The following is a 15,630-nucleotide window of genomic DNA, read 5'->3' as shown; positions in this document are numbered from 1 at the left end:
CGTGAAGATCATGACCATTTTGGGAACCCGGCCGGAGATCATCCGGCTTAGCCGGATCATCCCGCTGCTGGACCGGTGGGCCGACAACCATGTGCTGGTGCACACGGGGCAGAATTTTACGGCCAGTCTCAGCGATGTTTTTTTCCAAGAGCTTGGTTTGAGACAACCGGACTATATCTTTCAAGATCATCAAACGACGCTTGGCAGCCAGCTATCGGCTATGTTTACCCAGATGGAGCGAATCTTAGATGCTGAACGACCGGATTGCGTGCTGCTGCTGGGAGATACGAACAGTGCACTATGTGCGGTTCTGGCCGAGCGGATGGGTTACCCGGCGATCCACATGGAAGCGGGTAACCGCTGCTTTGACCTGGAGGTCCCCGAGGAGAAGAATCGGAAAGTCATCGATGCGGTGTCGACCATCAACATGCCATATACCCCGCAAAGTAAAGCTCATCTGATCGCTGAGGGCGTTCCGAGCAATCGCATCGTACTGACCGGCAATCCGATTTATGAGGTGATGAAGCATTACGAGCCGCAGATCGAAGCGAGTGACATCCTGCAACGCTTGGGGCTTCAGGAAGGAGAGTATTATCTCGTCACAGCCCACCGCGCCGAGAATGTCGATCGCCCGGCTTCCCTGCACGCCATTATGGAGGGGTTGAACCGGGTGGCAGCCGCCTCGTCCAAACGGTTGGTATGCAGCATTCATCCCCGCACGAGATCACGGATCGAACGCGATTTGAAGCTGGAAATGCATCCTTTGGTGGAATTTTATGAGCCGTTTGGGTTTTTCGATTTCGTGAAGCTGGAAAAGCATGCGTTATGCGCGTTAACCGACAGCGGTACCGTACAGGAGGAATGCTGTATCATGCAGGTGCCTACGGTAACGATTCGCCGAACCACGGAGCGGCCGGAAACGGTAGATTGCGGCAGTAACGTCGTTTCCGGCGTGGACGCCCGCAGCATCGCTGAAGCGGCGGAGATGATGGCGGGGATGGAGCGTTCGTGGCCTTGTCCCGAGGGCTATCTGGAGGAGAAGGTTTCGCAAAAAGTGGTCAAATTCGTGCTTGGAGGGAAATTGAATGTTTAAAGATCAAGTAATTCTGGTCACCGGGGGGACAGGGTCCTGGGGATATGAGTTGATCCGCCAGATCCTCCCTCAGGAGCCGAAGGAGATCATCGTATATTCCAGGGGGGAGGCAGCTCAGGTCGCTATGAGCCGCGCTTTTGACGATGAGCGGCTTACGTTTCGCATTGGAGATATCCGCGATAAGGAGGCGCTGACGGCGGCTTGCCGAAACGTGGACATCATCTACCATCTGGCTGCCTTGAAGCATGTGCCCATTTGCGAAGAGCAACCGGGCGAAGCGCTGAAAACGAATGTGGTCGGCACGCAAAACGTCATCGAAGCCGCCATCGAAAACAAAGTCAAGAAAGTCCTCTACATCTCCACCGACAAAGCCTCCAATCCGTCCAACTTTTACGGTATGACCAAAGCCATCGGCGAAAAGCTGATCGTTTATGCCAATCTGCTTCAGGAGGAGACCCGGTTTGTGTGCATCCGGGGCGGCAATGTGCTGGGCACGAACGGCAGCGTGATCCATCTGTTTAAGCAGCAAATCCGCGAGAAGAAGGTTCGGATCACCGATATGGAAATGACTCGGTTTTTCCTGACGATGCCGGAGGCGATCCAGCTTCTGTTTAAGGCTTCTCAGGAAAGCGAAGGCGGTGAAATCTTCGTCATGCTGATGCCGACCTGTCGGATCGTGGAGCTGGCGGAGGTGCTGATCGAGGATTCGGGAGAAGCGGACATATCGATCGTTGAGTCGGGGATTCGGCCCGGAGAGCGGATTCATGAGCTGCTGCTCAGCGAATACGAGAGCCGGACGACCGTGGTGTACGACAAGGAGTATCTAGTGATTTTACCGGCGTTGGACATCGCGGGCTTGAAGGAACGGTACGGTCATTTGCCGCTTGTCCCTTTCGGCGAGCTGAGCTCGGAGCATGGGCTGATGAGTAAGGAAGAGATCCGCAGCATGCTGAGTAAAGGAGGATTCCTTTCATGAAAATGCTGATCCTCGGGGGCCACGGAATGGCGGGTCATGTCCTGGTACGGCATTTCCGAGAACAGGGGGGTCACCAGGTGTTCTATACCTCGCGTGATCCCGGGGACCCAGGCTCCTTGATCTTGGATGCCGGTGATATCGTTGCCGTTGATCAGGCGGTTCAGTTGGTTCGTCCAGACGTCATTATTAACGCGGTCGGGGTGCTGAACCAGTTTGCCGACCAAGACAAAATCATGGCCTACCATATTAATGGATTCCTTCCCCACCGATTGCGGCATTTGGCGGATAAAACAGGCGCGCGTCTGATTCATATCAGTACGGACTGCGTCTTTCGCGGTGACCGCGGCGGATATCGGGAGGAGGATCAACCCGATGGCGTTACGACGTATGCCGTGACCAAAGCGCTCGGGGAGGTGCAAGACGAAGGACACTTGACGATCCGCACCTCGATTATTGGACCTGAAATTCGCCGTCAGGGCATCGGATTGTTTCAGTGGTTTATGAGTCAGGAAGGCAAGGTATCCGGATATCGCCGGGTCAAATGGAACGGCGTGACCACGGTACAGTTGGCTAAGACGATCGAGTGGCTGCTGGATCGTCCGGTGTCCGGCTTGATCCATCTGGCACATCCGGAGGTTGTCAGCAAATACGAGATGCTTCATCTGTTTCAAGAGATCTGGGGAAAAACCGATCTTGAGATCGAACCGGACGACGGTCCCGCCCTCGATCGAACGCTGGTGAACACCCGTCCGGAGGCGGCGGCCCCTCTCCCTCCATTCCGGCAGATGTTGGAGGAAATGGCCGACTGGATGAGACGGCATGGGTGACGGGGCGGCGGTTCTGGTCACGGGGGCTGGCGGGTTTACCGGCCGCCACGCCAGCTGCCGTCTTGCCGCCAAGGGATACAACGTCTTCGCTTTAGTGAGAAGCGAAGCCGGACTGCCTGCAATCGAAGGTGTCGAGTACGTCATCTGCGATTTGACGGACAAAGCGGGAGTCAAACGCGTCATCGATCGGACCCGGCCGCAGTTCGTGCTGCACCTGGGCGGCAAGAACTCGGTCCCAGACTCCTGGTCCGAACCGCTTCTTTATATAGAAACTAATGTCATGACAACCCTGTACCTGCTCGATGGCCTGCTGGCTTTCGGACTGGAGGATACCCGCATTCTCGTTGTCGGATCACGCCTCAAATTCGGACTAGAGAGACCGCTTCACCCAACACACCCTTACGGATTGAGCAAATCGTTACAAGAAGCCGCAGCTCTGGCCTGGGGAAAGCTGTACCGTCTCAGCGTCATGATCGCCGAACCGGGCAACTTGATCGGAGCCGGACCGTCCACGGGCGTCTGCTCTCTGCTTGCCCGGCATATCGTCGGGTTAGAGCGAGGGGAAGCCCCTCCCCCTTTCCTCTTGTCGTCGGCGGAGGCTCGGCGTGACTTCCTTGATGTGCGCGACGCGGTGGATGCCTACGAGATCCTGCTTCGCAAAGGTGAGGTTGGCGAGGTATACCCGGTTTGCTCGGGGCAAGAGAGGAGTTTGGCTGAGCTGGCGGAGGATTTCTCGCAGCTGACGGAAGTTGCGGATTTGAAATTAATGATGGGTCGCCCGTCAGGAGGAGAACCCCTCGTTAGCACTGGGCCGCTCCTTCCCGAAGCGCTTCAGGCTTTAGGGTGGCGCTCAAGTTTGGCCTGGGAACAATCCCTGCAGGATGTACTGGACTATTTTCGCAAGGAGGGAACCGCTTCGTCATGAATCCACGTGTAAGTATCATTATTCCGTTCTATAACTGTCCGTATATTGAACAGGCCGTGCAAAGCGCGCTGAACCAAACGTACCCGCATACGGAGATTATCGTCGTTGATGACGGTTCGACTGTGCATGCCGAGCGGCTCGCTCCGTACCGGGGGCATATTTATTATCTGGGAAAAGCCAACGGGGGGACCGCCTCCGCCTTAAACCACGGAATCCGCCATGCTTCCGGAGAGTATATCGCTTGGCTCAGCTCGGACGATCTGTTCTCGCCAGAGAAAGTTGCGGTACAGTTGAATTTCATGCGGGAGCAAGGCGCTGAAATTTCCCACACCAACTTCCATTATATCGACGAATACGGCCGAATCACCCAATACAATGCCGGCATGCAGCCTCTGGGGATGCGGGAGCTGGCGAACACGTTATACAGCGGCAATCCCGTGAACGGCTGTACCGTGATGATTCGCCGCAGCCTGATCGAGCGCGTCGGTTTGTTTGATGAGGCCCTGCCGTATACTCATGATTACGATTTGTGGCACCGGGTGTTGCTGTCCCGCGCCGCTTTTCCTTATTTAAACGTACCGTTAGTGAATTACCGGCGCCATTCGGGGATGGGAACGCTGCGCCATCAAGCGGCGATCACGGCGGAAATTGCCTTCCTACAGAACCGCTACCGCGGTGCCCTGACTCATCTCATCGCTACTTCTTGACGAATGAGGTGAACCCCTGATTGGGAAGAGAGACAAAATAAGCGGTTATCTTGATCAAGTTGTCTATACCAAAACGGAGCTCCGATCATAACCTGTACTAGATTACAAGAAGGTGGTGATTAAGAGATGGGTGTCTTTCTTGATGCCAGAAGCTCCGTAAACTCCAACCAACCTGGGTTCCCTGGGACTCCGCTCACAGATACTCCCGCTTTGTTCGGGGTTATCGGCCTGCAGACGCAAAACGTACCGAATCCGATCGTCATTCTGTCCGGATCCGTTGGGATTTTGGGAGGAGTCGGCGATACGTTTACGATCGAAATCGTCCGCGGCTTGACGTTTGCTCCGGCCAATGTCATTTTTACCCTCGACGGTGTCGTCAATAGTGCTACGTCGACGGAGGTTACGTCCTTCGTAGCTGCCGATTTGCAAGCTCCTGCTGCTCCCGAAACGATCTATACGTCCTATATTTCCGGGGCTACAACAGCTATCCGTAACGGCCCAGAATCATTTACTGGCATTGCCGAACAGGGCTAGGTTATGCCCAGAAAACCTGCCTCGGGGTGTCCCGGGCAGGTTTTCTGCTAAATGAAATCGTCGACCTCTGACAGAAAAGGACTTGAAGGGATGAAGCGTCTAAAAATCTTGTTTGTAACGAAGGATTTCAGTCATTATCTGGAGCGGAATATTCATTACATGCAATTGGAACTAAGAAAACATACCGATTTGGCATTGGATTATAGAGGCGGGGAGGTACGTTCGATTCTCCGGCGGACTCCCTTTCAACCCGATTTTATTCTGTTTAACGACATGTTCCATGCATCCTACTGCCCGCCCGTAAATGGGCTTGCCCAGTTGAAGGTGCCCTGGGGCATGATCATGCATGATCTGCACGCTAGGCCTGAGCAACGTCGGGAGTTCTTACATCGGTTTCCGTCCGCGAATATCTTTGCGATGTATAGGCAAGCGTTCCGGCAGCGGTTTCCCGAGTTCAAGGGTCGTCTGTTTTGGCTCCCCCACTTTGTGGAGCCGACCGTGTTCAGGGATTACCAACGTCGAAAAAACATCAATGTTTTGCTCATGGGGGCAACCAACCCTAAGGTGTACCCGCTTCGCCATAAGATGAAGATGGCCTTGTCCGGGCATCCCGGCTTTGTATCCCACAATCACCCCGGGTACACGGATTTCGGCTCCGACGCTCAGGCGCACGTAGCGCGCGGCTTTGCGCTTGAAGTGAACCGAACCAAGATCTTCCTGACCTGTGATTCGATTTACCATTATCCGCTGCGCAAGTATTTTGAGGTCCCCGCTTGCAACACGCTGCTGCTAGCTTCCGACAACGCCGATTTGCAGGCCCTTGGCTTCAGATCTGGCGTTCATTATGCGGCTGTGACGGAAAGGGATTTCCTGGCTAAGCTTCACTTCTATCTGCATCCGAACAACGAATCGCTGCGGGCCAAGATCAGCCGGCAAGGTTATGAGTTCGTCAGGGAGAAACATACGACCTCCGTCCGTACCCTGCAGCTTCTCGAAATGATAGGTTCGATCGTCGGCTGAATTTCCGGGATCGACCTATAACCCAACAACAAGCGAAAGGGGAGATGGATATTGTCACGTATCATCGCCATCGTAGGCATGGGCTATGTCGGCCTGCCCCTGGCAGAAACGTTCCTGGACCAGGGCTTTCGCGTCATCGGCCTTGACAAGGACGAAGAGAAATTACGGCTATTGCGAGCGGGACGCAGTTACATCGCGGACGTTCCCGATGTGAAGATCAAACGATATGCCGATGCTCAGCAATTGACGGTAACTTCGGACTTCGGCGGGATCGCAAGCGCAGAAGCCATCATTATTTGCGTGCCGACCCCATTGACGGATCAGCATGTCCCGGACATGACCTATCTGATCGATGCCGCGGAAAAAATCGGGGAGCATCTGCAGCCCGGGCAGTTGGTCGCGTTGGAAAGTTCTACTTACCCCGGAACTACCCGGGAAGTGATCTTACCTCTTCTGCAAAAAAACGGTTTAAACTCGGGAACGGATTTTTTTGTCGGGTTTTCACCGGAACGGGTTAATCCCGGAAGTCGCCGCTATTCGCTGCGGGATATCCCCAAAATCGTCAGCGGCATCACCGACGCTTGCACGGATCGGATGGAGGAACTCTATCGCGCGGCTTTTCAAACCATCGTACGGGTTTCCTCGACGGAAACGGCTGAAATGGCCAAACTGCTGGAAAACACCTTCCGCTTCGTCAATATTTCATTTATTAATGAGTTCGCTTTGCTCTGTGATCAGCTGGGAATCAACGTTTGGGAAGTGGTGGAGGCGGCCTCATCCAAGCCGTTTGGATTTAAGCCGTTTTATCCCGGTCCCGGCGTCGGTGGACATTGCATCCCGGTAGATCCGATTTACCTGCAATGGAAAGCGCGGCAGATGGGGGCGACCAGCTCGTTTATCGAGATCAGCGCGCGGATTAACCGCGACATGCCGGCGTACATCGTTTCCCGGCTACAGGAGGAATTGAACAGTATTACTCTTTTCGGAAAGCGGATTTTAGTGGTTGGCATTACGTTTAAAGAAGATGTCGCCGATATCCGCGAGTCGAGCGTGATCGAATTGATCCGACTGCTGATGGCCGCAGGGGCAAAGATCGATTATCACGACCCGCTGATATCGGAGGTAGAGATCGACGGCGTTAAGCTACATTCGGTGGAGTTGGAGGAGGAGCGTTTGGCTTCCTCAGATGGCGTGGTTCTGGCGGTTCATCACCATGGTTTACCGCTGAAGGAGGTTATGGAGCACGCGCCATTCGTGTTCGATACGCGAAACGCGGCCGCCGGCATTCAAGGTAAAGCGCGGGTTGTTACGCTGGGGGGCGGAAAGTCGGGTTTCAGAGAAAAAAAAGCCGATTCTTAAACGGAAATTCACGGGCGAATATAGTCACGAAAGGAAGGTAGAAGGATGTTTAGAGACAAGACGATTTTGATTACCGGGGGAACTGGATCTTGGGGGAAAACGTTGACGAGGAGGCTGCTGCAGGAGGGGCCGCGGGAGATCCGCATTTTCTCGAGAAACGAATATGCGCAGGTTTTGATGCAGCGGGAATTTGGCGGGCATGCCTCCGTGCGGTACCTCATCGGTGATGTACGCGACTACGCTGCGGTGGATGCGGCCTGCAAAGGGGTCGACTATGTCTTCCATCTTGCGGCGCTTAAACATGTGCCGGTTTGCGAATTTCAGCCGGAGGAAGCGCTCAAGACCAATGTGCTTGGATCTGAAAACATCATTCGAGCGAGTATCGCGCACAAAGTGGCCAAAGTAATAGACGTATCCACCGACAAAGCGGTTGATCCGACGAATACGTACGGGATGACGAAAGCGATCGGAGAAAAACTGATGATCCGCGCAAACGATTTAAGCGAACATACCCGGTTTACTTGTATTCGTGGGGGAAATGTACTTGGAACGAACGGCAGCGTCGTCCCGTTGTTCATCAACCAACTGCGGGAAGGGAAAGACTTGACCCTTACAGTTCGGGAGATGACTCGGTTCTTTCTGACCTTAGCCCAAGCGATCGACCTGCTACTCAAAGCGGCCACGACGGCGATCGGGGGCGAAACCTTCGTCATGAAAATGAAGGCATGCCGCATCATCGATATTGCGGAGGTGCTGGCTGAGCATTATCGTGGGCATCACGTTCCCGTTAAGGAAATAGGGATTCGGCCCGGGGAGAAGCTGCATGAGGTGCTGGTCTCCCGCTACGAGGCTCCTTATACGTTGAAATATAGCGGTCAATATTACGTCATCCTTCCTCCCGGCTCCAAGGAGCTGGCCACCCATTATTCGGCCTTCTCACCCGCTCAGTTCTCGGAATACCATTCCAATGATTCCTTACTCAATAAAGCTGATGTTGCCGAGTTACTGAAGGAGGGAGGGTTTCTCAACTGATTACCATCAGCTTATGCATGATTGTCAAAGATGAAGAGGCTCGTCTTCCCGTCTGCTTAACCTCCGTTGCCGATTTGGTGGATGAAATCGTCATTGTGGATACGGGATCCAGCGACCGTACCCAGGAGGTAGCCGCAGATTATGGAGCGAGAATTTTTGAGTTCGTCTGGCAGGATGACTTCGCGGCTGCGCGGAATTACGCCTTCTCGCTGGCGTCCTGCGATTATATTCTTTGGTTGGACGCCGACGACGTCATCACCGAGCCAAACCGCATCAAGTTCCTTCAATTGAAGCAAGAGTTGGCCTCCGATATCGATGCGGTTCTGATGAAATACGTGCTTCGCGAGCAGGAGAAGACCGGGGAGCCCTTGGCTTCAACGCGCCGCAACCGGTTGGTCAAGCGAAGCCGAAACTACCGTTGGATCGGTATCGTGCACGAATATCTTGAGGTCACCGAAGGGAAACAGCTGTTGACGGATATCGCCGTTACCCATCGCGGTGTCGAGAGCCATTCCGGACGGAATCTACAGATCATTGAACACTATTTGGCTTCCGGCGGCATGCTGGAAGGGCGCTTGCGCTTTCATTTGGCATGTGAGTTAGCCGATGCGGGACGTTATGAGGAGGCGGTGCCGCATTTTGCGGAGTTCCTCCTCGACCCGAAGGCGAATCGGGATGACCTCGTTCTGGCCTGCGCTCGTTTAAGCGATTGTTATGGCCATTTGGGCCACGAACGGGAGAAGCTGGAGATGCTGTTGCAAACCTTCCGATTTGAAATTCCGCAACCGGAAATTTGCTGTGCCATAGGCAAATGTATGGAAGACCGTCAGGAGTGGACCCTGGCCGTGTATTGGTATGTTCAGGCGCTGCAGAACGCAAATGGTAGCAACTGGACGGCCATCGTGCATGCGGCTTCCCGGACATGGCTGCCCCATAGCCGGCTATGCCTGTGTTATGCGCGGCTTGGCCATTTGGGCAAGGCTTATGAGCATAACCGGGAGGCGCTTCGCTATTTGCCGGACGACCCCGGGCTTCTCGATAACGAGAAGAAGCTGAAGTTGGCTATAGACACGGCATCTCCCCAATAGTATATGTCATTTTGCTAAAAAAATTTGCCAAGCAAAGAACCTCCAGATCGCTGGAGGTTCTTTGGCTTTTTCTTTATTGCACCCCTAAACGCTTCAGCATTTGACGGAACGAATCGGCATATTGCTGCGGCGACAACCACTGGTGAATATGCCGTTGTCCTGAGCTGCGGATCTTCTCCCGCACTGCGGAATTGTCCATCAGCTCCAAAGCGCCGGTTACCGCTTGGCCTACTTGCGGATAAGCGAAGAACTTGCCCGTTTGATTATGCTTAATAAAAAGACGAACCCCGTCGGAATCGGTGGTAAGAACGGGGCAGCGGCAGGCCAATGCCTCGGCGACGGCATAGCCAAAGCCCTCCAAGGTGGATGTGGAGATCAAGAGCCCCCCGGAATCCCCAACCCGCGATAAATAATAAGGCATCTCCCGGTTGGGTGTATTCGGGTATAGCTTTATGATGGATTGAAGTCCAAGCCGACTGACATGTTGCCAAAAGGCGTTTTTGGTGTCCTCGGTCGGTAGTTGATAATCGAGAAACATCCATATTTCCATCTTGGGACGCTGACGATGCAGCGCGGCGGCGATTTCTAAGAATAACCCCCAATTTTTGTTGGGCTCTAGCCTTCCAACCCACGCAATGATCGGCACCGGATATTTGGACTGGGCCTTGTAATGGAAGTGCTGCGTATCCAGCGGATTCGGGAACACGAACCTGGGCAGCGACGGGTAATAGGAGGAAGCGAGCTCCATCAGATGGGGCGTCGGCGGCATCAGTGAAGCCTGGCAATGGCGAAGAATTTCTTGCGTCCCTTCTCGCAGTGTCTTCTCTGCATCATCCCGGGTTCCCAAACCCTGAATTTCATAAACAATTGGTTTCTTAAATCCAAGTCGGCGCAGCCTTCCCGGCATCCAGAAATCCGAAGTAGCCACTACCGCATCATATTGGGGTAACCGTTGAATCAGTTCGACATCCCCTGGCTCCACCATAACGGGAATGTTCGCCAACTGCGTATTCACAAGACCGGATCCGGGGCGTAAATACATAATATGTCCTTCAATGTCCCGACTCTTCAGCGCGATACAGCGCAAGCGATTTAGGGTCTCAACCCCTCCGCTCGGAACATAGAACGTAAACAGCACTTTCATGGGCTAGCACCCCTTGAAGTTATTGAGCGTCTTACGATTAGTTTACGCGCTGTCCGAATCGGACGTGTGGGTTGATTTACCTGGATACCGCCCGCCTTCTGGCAGGCGTTAGGTGGGTCGCTCGGTTATGTTTACCTGTATGACGACTACGGGATTTGGCGCATGATAAGTCCTGTTTCATACATCAATTATTACGGATGGAGGATGACTACATGCGAGGAGCGAAAGTCGTTAACTTATCGTTGTCCGCAGCATTGCTGGCCGGGGTTGCTTTGGTGGCGGGTTGTGGAGACGGTAAAGACAACAATAATGTGCGCACGCAAAGCTTGCGGGGCAATAACCGTAACTATGACGTCAATTCCCTGAACCAGGGTAACCGCCTGTTCTCCCGCAGCGCCGGCAACGGCCAGGATCAGCGCATCCGTTCCCTGCGCTATAGCCCCGCGCTGAGCAATAAAGTCGCGCAGCTTCGCGATGTTCAAACGGCACATGTCGTTGTTACCGACCGTGATGCTTATGTCGGCGTCACGCTCCACGGCAATCATACGACAGGACGCACCACCGCTTACGGCATGCAGCGTCCGAACGGAATCGGTCTCGGGACGACCAATGTGGGCGGACCTTACGGCGCGGACTACGGAACTCGCGGTGCAGCGGATAACGGATTGGCACGCGGCACTGGCCGTACAGGTACCGGGGGCAGCCTCTTTGATCTTGGACGGGGCGGTTTGTTCGGGGCGGGGTATGACAACCGCAGCGATAACAGCTCCATGCTAGGCAACGGAACGACCGGTTACCGCAGTGGGAACGGCTCCATGCTGGGTACCGGAACGACAGGAAACCGCTTCGGATCGATGTATCCTGGGGGCAGCATGGGAATGTCCAGCGTAAACCGCGGGACGGGGACATCGGCTTATGGAACCAGTACAAATAGGGGGACGATGAACAACACCCCTACCGGGTTTACGACAGGAAATGGAGCCTTGGGTGCCGGTACGGATAACGTATCCCAAGATGTAAAGAATCGGATAACGGCTGCCATTAAGCAATCGGCACCGCACATCCGCAATGTCTATGTGTCCGGAGACGCCGACTTTGTCTCCCGCATTGGAGATTACGGGACGCAATCCCGAGGCGGCGGAACGCTGAACAATTTCATTAGCGATTTCGAAACGATGATCAATCGTGTCTTTCCCGGACGCACGGGAACGATGACCGGCCCGAACGGCTATGCGCCGACAGGTCCTAACGCCGGCATGGGCAACGGGGTAAATAACATGGGCACGACCGGTACTGGTGCACGAGGCACGAATGCCGGCTTTACTGGTGGAACGACCCGCTAAGGGCAGTTCATAAGAAGGATAAAAGCGCGAGAAGCGGGATGATGTTAAGTCCCTGCTGCTCGCGCTTTATCTTTTGATGAGAACGTCTCCTTATTCGTGTTCGCGGAAAGAATGCCCTTTGACCCAAACCCGCTGCAAATCCAAATCCCGGTCAACCAGCAGCAAGTCGGCTTGCTTGCCGGTTTCCACTGAACCGGTTAGGTGGTCGATGCGAATCAGCTTCGCTGGATTGCCGCTGGCGGCTTCCGACGCACGCTCCACCGATAATCCGACCTCACGTACGAGATGGCGGAAGCCTCGGATCATCGTCAGCGTACTGCCAGCCAACGTCCCCTCGCTGTCACGCAACGTGCAGACATTATCCTTGACGACAACCGGCAAATCGCCCAGCATGTAATCCCCATTGCCAAGCCCCGCTGCCGACATCGCGTCGGTGATGAGGATCAGGTTGCTGCCGGTTTTTACGCTGGCCAGTAGCCGGATCGCCGCATGATGAACGTGGATGCCGTCGGCGATAATTTCCGCGCTGATTCCAGGCGTGCTAAGGATCGCGCCCGCAGTGCCTGGTTTACGATGATGCAGCGGGGTCATGGCGTTAAACATATGAACGGAGTGGTTTAAGCCCACTTCGTAAGCGGCCATGATTTCCTCGTAGGTGGCATCGGTATGGCCTGCCGCGGCGACGATTCCCTGCTTCCGCAAAAAGCGGATCAGCTCATGAGCCCCTTCTCGTTCGGGCGCGAACGTCACTTGCTTGATCAATCCCGGATATTGCCGGTCCCAGGCCTCAACCCATTCCCGGTTAGGCGGGACAATGTGCTCGGGATTTTGCGCTCCCGGCCATTTCGGACTAATGAACGGTCCTTCCAAGTGGACGCCAACCAACTGGGCATAAGGCATCCCTCCGGTGATATATTGATGGACTTCCGCCAGCACGTTGTCGATCATCGCTTTGGGGAGAGTCATTGTGGTAGCCAGCATCGAGGTGGTACCCTGGCTGCAATGGAGCTTAGTGATGGCATCGAGACCTTGCTTGCTGGGTTTCGAGAAATCCTCCAGCATTCCGCCATGCACATGCACATCGATAAAGCCGGGCAGCACGTAGCTGCCTCCCGCATCGATGGTCTCGGCCTCGGCAGGGTTCGGTAATCCGGCGGTCGTGCCGACGTAAGTAATTACGCCATCTTTAACCGCAACGGCGCCGTCTCGGAACGTTCCGCGCGGGGTAACGACTTCGGCATGAACGAGGTTGAAAGTTCGATCGTTTCCGCTCATTACAGATATCTCCCTGCGGCTTGGTCGACGACCACAACGACGTTGGAGTGGGTTTGCAGCAGCGACGCCGGACATTGGGTCGTGATCGGACCTTTCAACGCTTTAGCGATAACCTCCGCCTTGTCTTCGCCTTTAGCCATCAATAGGATTTGTTTGGCCTGAAGGATCGAGCCGATCCCCATCGTCAACGCATGCGTCGGCACCTCATCGATGGATGAGAAAAAGCGTGCGTTCGCGAGGCGCGTGCGTTCTTCCAGCTTCACGACATGCGGCGGCCCTGTAAGTTCTTCGCCCGGCTCATTGAAGCCGATATGCCCATTATGGCCGAGTCCTAGCAACTGCAAATCGATTTGGCCAACTTCGTCCAGCAGCTTCGTATAATCTTTGGCAGCTTGCTCAGGGTCCGCTGCAGCACCGGATGGCACATGCGTATTTTCGGACAAAATATCGATATGGTTAAACAGCTTCTCGTCCATGAAGCGACGATAGCTCTCCGGATGGCCCGCCGGCAATCCGATATATTCATCCAAATTATAGCTGCTGGCTTGTTTGAAGCTCACGCTGCCTTCCTTATAAAGCTCTATCAGCTTCTCGTACACCCCGACCGGCGTACTGCCCGTAGCAAGGCCTAGGATCGCCCGTGGGTTGGATTGCAAGAGACTGGCGATGATGCCTGCCCCGGTTTCTTTGAACTGCTGTTCGCTGTTTGTTTTGATAATATTCAACATTAGTGTTGCCCTCCTTGGATTTTACGGTAAATTTGAACATTCTGGTACGAGGTTTCCAGCTTCGGAATGAAGTCTTGAAACTCGAGGCTGACCATGCCTGTAAACAAAATATCGATGACGTGCAGCTGTGCGATCCGGGAGGCCATATCCCCCCGGCGCATGCCTTCCTCCAGCGATGACGAGAATAAAGAGATATCCGCCAGCGAAGCGAGAGAGTTATTGCTGTACTGCGTGAGTGACAGCGTGGTCGCGCCGCTATCCTTGGCGCATCGAAGCGCGTCGATGGTTTCCGGCGTTTCCCCCGAATAAGAGACCGCCAGCGCCACGTCTCCTTCGCTTAGCGAGGAAGCCGAGGTGATCTGCATATGGGAATCGGCGAAGGCCGTGCAGTTCTTGCCGATTCGAACCAGCTTCTGATAGAAGTCCTGAGCGACGATGGAGGAGGTTGCGACGCCGTACAGATCGATGCGTTTCGCGTGGCATAACGCCTCTACGGCGCGGGAAAGCTGATTCATATCCAGCAGCCGAGTGGTGTCGGTAATGGAGGCCACATGATTGGCTTCCATCGCTTCGACGATTTTTTGCAGGTCGTTGCCGGCGATGATGTCTTGGTAGTGGTTCTCCGCGGGCTTATGGGCCAGCTCGGAGGCCAGCTTCATTTTGAAATCGGGGAATCCTTTAAAGTGAAAGGTTTTGCAGAACCTGGTCACCGTTGAAGGGCTGATTCCACACGCGTTCGCCAGCTCCGTGATCCCCTGATGAACGACGGAGGCAGGCGCTTCCAAAATGTATTCGCCGAGCTTGCGCTCCTGAGCCGGCAACGTCTCCAGATGGCTGGATACGGCATGCAATATGGGTGTCATAGATTGGATCCTCCCTTATGGAAGTGCGGCAATGGAATTCGTTCAAAGCGAAAATTATTTTTATAAACTCTGTGTAAACTGTGAAAATTATTTTGATTTACGGTTTCATCATAAAGGAATTCTAGAGCTTTTTCAAGTAGGGTAACCCGTCAAATGACGACAGATTCCTTGTATTTTCGGGGGTTGCATAATAAACTAAAAAATAGGGTTATTTTCCGGAGAGAGGAATGGTTTGGTTGTCCTTTGATCTCGACAATTACATAGATCGGATCGACTCGGTGTGGTCCAATTCGTTTCGCAAAATGAAAACCGAATTAATGCATCACCATGAGCTTGGCCTGACCGGCCCTCAATTTCATATGCTGACGCTGATTGCTCGGAAGAAAACGTGTAATGTCAGCTATTTGGCGGACAAGCTTGAGGTTAAGCCCAGCGCGATCACGGTGATGATCGACCGGCTTGTCCAAAGCGGTTACGTGGAGCGGCGACACGACGAGCAGGACCGGAGGGCTGTGCTGCTGTCGGTCACTGAGCGCGGGGCTGAGGTGCTTGGGGAAGCTCGGAAGAAATCGCGGGAAGTGTTGAAAACGCATTTATCCGTGCTAAGCCAGCAGGAATTGGAAATGATGATCACGATTCTGGAGAAGCTCTCCAAGAGTTACAAGCCGTAAGGTTGGCGGGCGGGAAAGAACCACGGGGTATCCCCGTGGTTCTTT

At 54.2% G+C, this 15,630-nt stretch carries 16 protein-coding genes; 12 read left to right on the top strand and 4 right to left on the bottom strand.

Translation table 11 applies throughout. The annotated features are described in order from the left end of the window. Nucleotide 1: 1 nt before the first annotated feature. The 10 genes from wecB to MKZ15_RS18120 all read left to right on the top strand — a co-directional run bounded on the left by wecB (nucleotide 2) and on the right by MKZ15_RS18120 (nucleotide 9,561). Complete coding sequence (gene wecB / locus MKZ15_RS18165) at nucleotides 2-1,093, top strand: UDP-N-acetylglucosamine 2-epimerase (non-hydrolyzing) (RefSeq protein WP_339817249.1); 1,092 nt, start codon at nucleotides 2-4, stop codon at nucleotides 1,091-1,093. After that, complete coding sequence (locus MKZ15_RS18160) at nucleotides 1,086-2,069, top strand: polysaccharide biosynthesis protein (RefSeq protein WP_155606290.1); 984 nt, start codon at nucleotides 1,086-1,088, stop codon at nucleotides 2,067-2,069. The genes wecB and MKZ15_RS18160 overlap by 8 nt, the downstream gene beginning before the upstream one ends. Then, entirely contained in the window at nucleotides 2,066-2,896 is an 831-nt protein-coding gene (locus MKZ15_RS18155; protein ID WP_155606291.1) for an SDR family oxidoreductase, read from the top strand. Before MKZ15_RS18160 ends, MKZ15_RS18155 begins: the two co-directional genes overlap by 4 nt. Next, on the top strand, nucleotides 2,889-3,821 hold the full coding sequence (locus MKZ15_RS18150) for an NAD-dependent epimerase/dehydratase family protein (protein ID WP_339817246.1): 933 nt from the start codon (nucleotides 2,889-2,891) through the stop codon (nucleotides 3,819-3,821). The genes MKZ15_RS18155 and MKZ15_RS18150 overlap by 8 nt, the downstream gene beginning before the upstream one ends. After that, entirely contained in the window at nucleotides 3,818-4,528 is a 711-nt protein-coding gene (locus MKZ15_RS18145) for a glycosyltransferase (protein ID WP_155606293.1), read from the top strand. Before MKZ15_RS18150 ends, MKZ15_RS18145 begins: the two co-directional genes overlap by 4 nt. A 126-nt stretch (nucleotides 4,529-4,654) precedes the next feature. Further along, nucleotides 4,655-5,062, top strand: coding sequence for a hypothetical protein (locus MKZ15_RS18140; RefSeq protein WP_193418152.1), 408 nt, complete (start codon nucleotides 4,655-4,657; stop codon nucleotides 5,060-5,062). A gap of 90 nt (nucleotides 5,063-5,152) precedes the next feature. After that, nucleotides 5,153-6,082, top strand: a complete 930-nt coding sequence (locus MKZ15_RS18135) for a glycosyltransferase (RefSeq protein ID WP_339817245.1) — start codon at nucleotides 5,153-5,155, stop codon at nucleotides 6,080-6,082. 51 nt (nucleotides 6,083-6,133) lie between these two features. Further along, nucleotides 6,134-7,441 (top strand): nucleotide sugar dehydrogenase, encoded by a 1,308-nt coding sequence (locus MKZ15_RS18130; protein WP_244868503.1) that lies wholly within the window; start codon nucleotides 6,134-6,136, stop codon nucleotides 7,439-7,441. A gap of 45 nt (nucleotides 7,442-7,486) precedes the next feature. Next, nucleotides 7,487-8,473, top strand: coding sequence for a polysaccharide biosynthesis protein (locus MKZ15_RS18125; protein WP_155606296.1), 987 nt, complete (start codon nucleotides 7,487-7,489; stop codon nucleotides 8,471-8,473). A 17-nt stretch (nucleotides 8,474-8,490) separates the two neighbouring features. After that, a complete protein-coding gene (locus MKZ15_RS18120; RefSeq protein ID WP_339817243.1) occupies nucleotides 8,491-9,561 on the top strand; it encodes a glycosyltransferase in 1,071 nt (356 codons plus the stop codon). Between the two features lie 73 nt (nucleotides 9,562-9,634). On the opposite strand, the gene MKZ15_RS18115 is transcribed toward MKZ15_RS18120, so the two are convergent. Continuing rightward, a complete protein-coding gene (locus MKZ15_RS18115; RefSeq protein WP_339817242.1) occupies nucleotides 9,635-10,705 on the bottom strand; it encodes a glycosyltransferase in 1,071 nt (356 codons plus the stop codon). 212 nt (nucleotides 10,706-10,917) lie between these two features. Between MKZ15_RS18115 and MKZ15_RS18110 the strand changes: the two genes are divergently transcribed. Continuing rightward, the gene (locus MKZ15_RS18110; RefSeq protein WP_213623344.1) at nucleotides 10,918-12,048 is read left to right on the top strand and encodes a YhcN/YlaJ family sporulation lipoprotein; all 1,131 of its coding nucleotides are present in this window, start codon (nucleotides 10,918-10,920) and stop codon (nucleotides 12,046-12,048) included. 90 nt (nucleotides 12,049-12,138) lie between these two features. Here MKZ15_RS18110 and nagA read toward each other — a convergent pair whose 3' ends face one another. The 3 genes from nagA to MKZ15_RS18095 are packed head-to-tail and all read right to left on the bottom strand — an operon-like array spanning nucleotide 12,139 to nucleotide 14,914. After that, nucleotides 12,139-13,323 (bottom strand): N-acetylglucosamine-6-phosphate deacetylase, encoded by a 1,185-nt coding sequence (gene nagA / locus MKZ15_RS18105; RefSeq protein ID WP_339817238.1) that lies wholly within the window; start codon nucleotides 13,321-13,323, stop codon nucleotides 12,139-12,141. Further along, a complete protein-coding gene (nagB, locus tag MKZ15_RS18100) occupies nucleotides 13,323-14,051 on the bottom strand; it encodes a glucosamine-6-phosphate deaminase (RefSeq protein WP_339817237.1) in 729 nt (242 codons plus the stop codon). Before nagB ends, nagA begins: the two co-directional genes overlap by 1 nt. Continuing rightward, on the bottom strand, nucleotides 14,051-14,914 hold the full coding sequence (locus tag MKZ15_RS18095) for a MurR/RpiR family transcriptional regulator (protein ID WP_155606302.1): 864 nt from the start codon (nucleotides 14,912-14,914) through the stop codon (nucleotides 14,051-14,053). Before MKZ15_RS18095 ends, nagB begins: the two co-directional genes overlap by 1 nt. 227 nt (nucleotides 14,915-15,141) lie before the next feature. On the opposite strand from MKZ15_RS18095, the gene MKZ15_RS18090 reads away from it, so the two are divergent. Beyond that, nucleotides 15,142-15,585: a MarR family transcriptional regulator gene (locus tag MKZ15_RS18090; protein ID WP_155606303.1), complete on the top strand. Its 444-nt coding sequence runs from the start codon at nucleotides 15,142-15,144 to the stop codon at nucleotides 15,583-15,585. The last annotated feature ends 45 nt before the right edge of the window (nucleotides 15,586-15,630 follow it).

This window comes from Paenibacillus sp. FSL R7-0216, assembly GCF_037969915.1.
Lineage (GTDB): Bacteria > Bacillota > Bacilli > Paenibacillales > Paenibacillaceae > Fontibacillus > Fontibacillus rhizolycopersici.
This window is presented reverse-complemented; position numbering and strand designations above follow the sequence as displayed.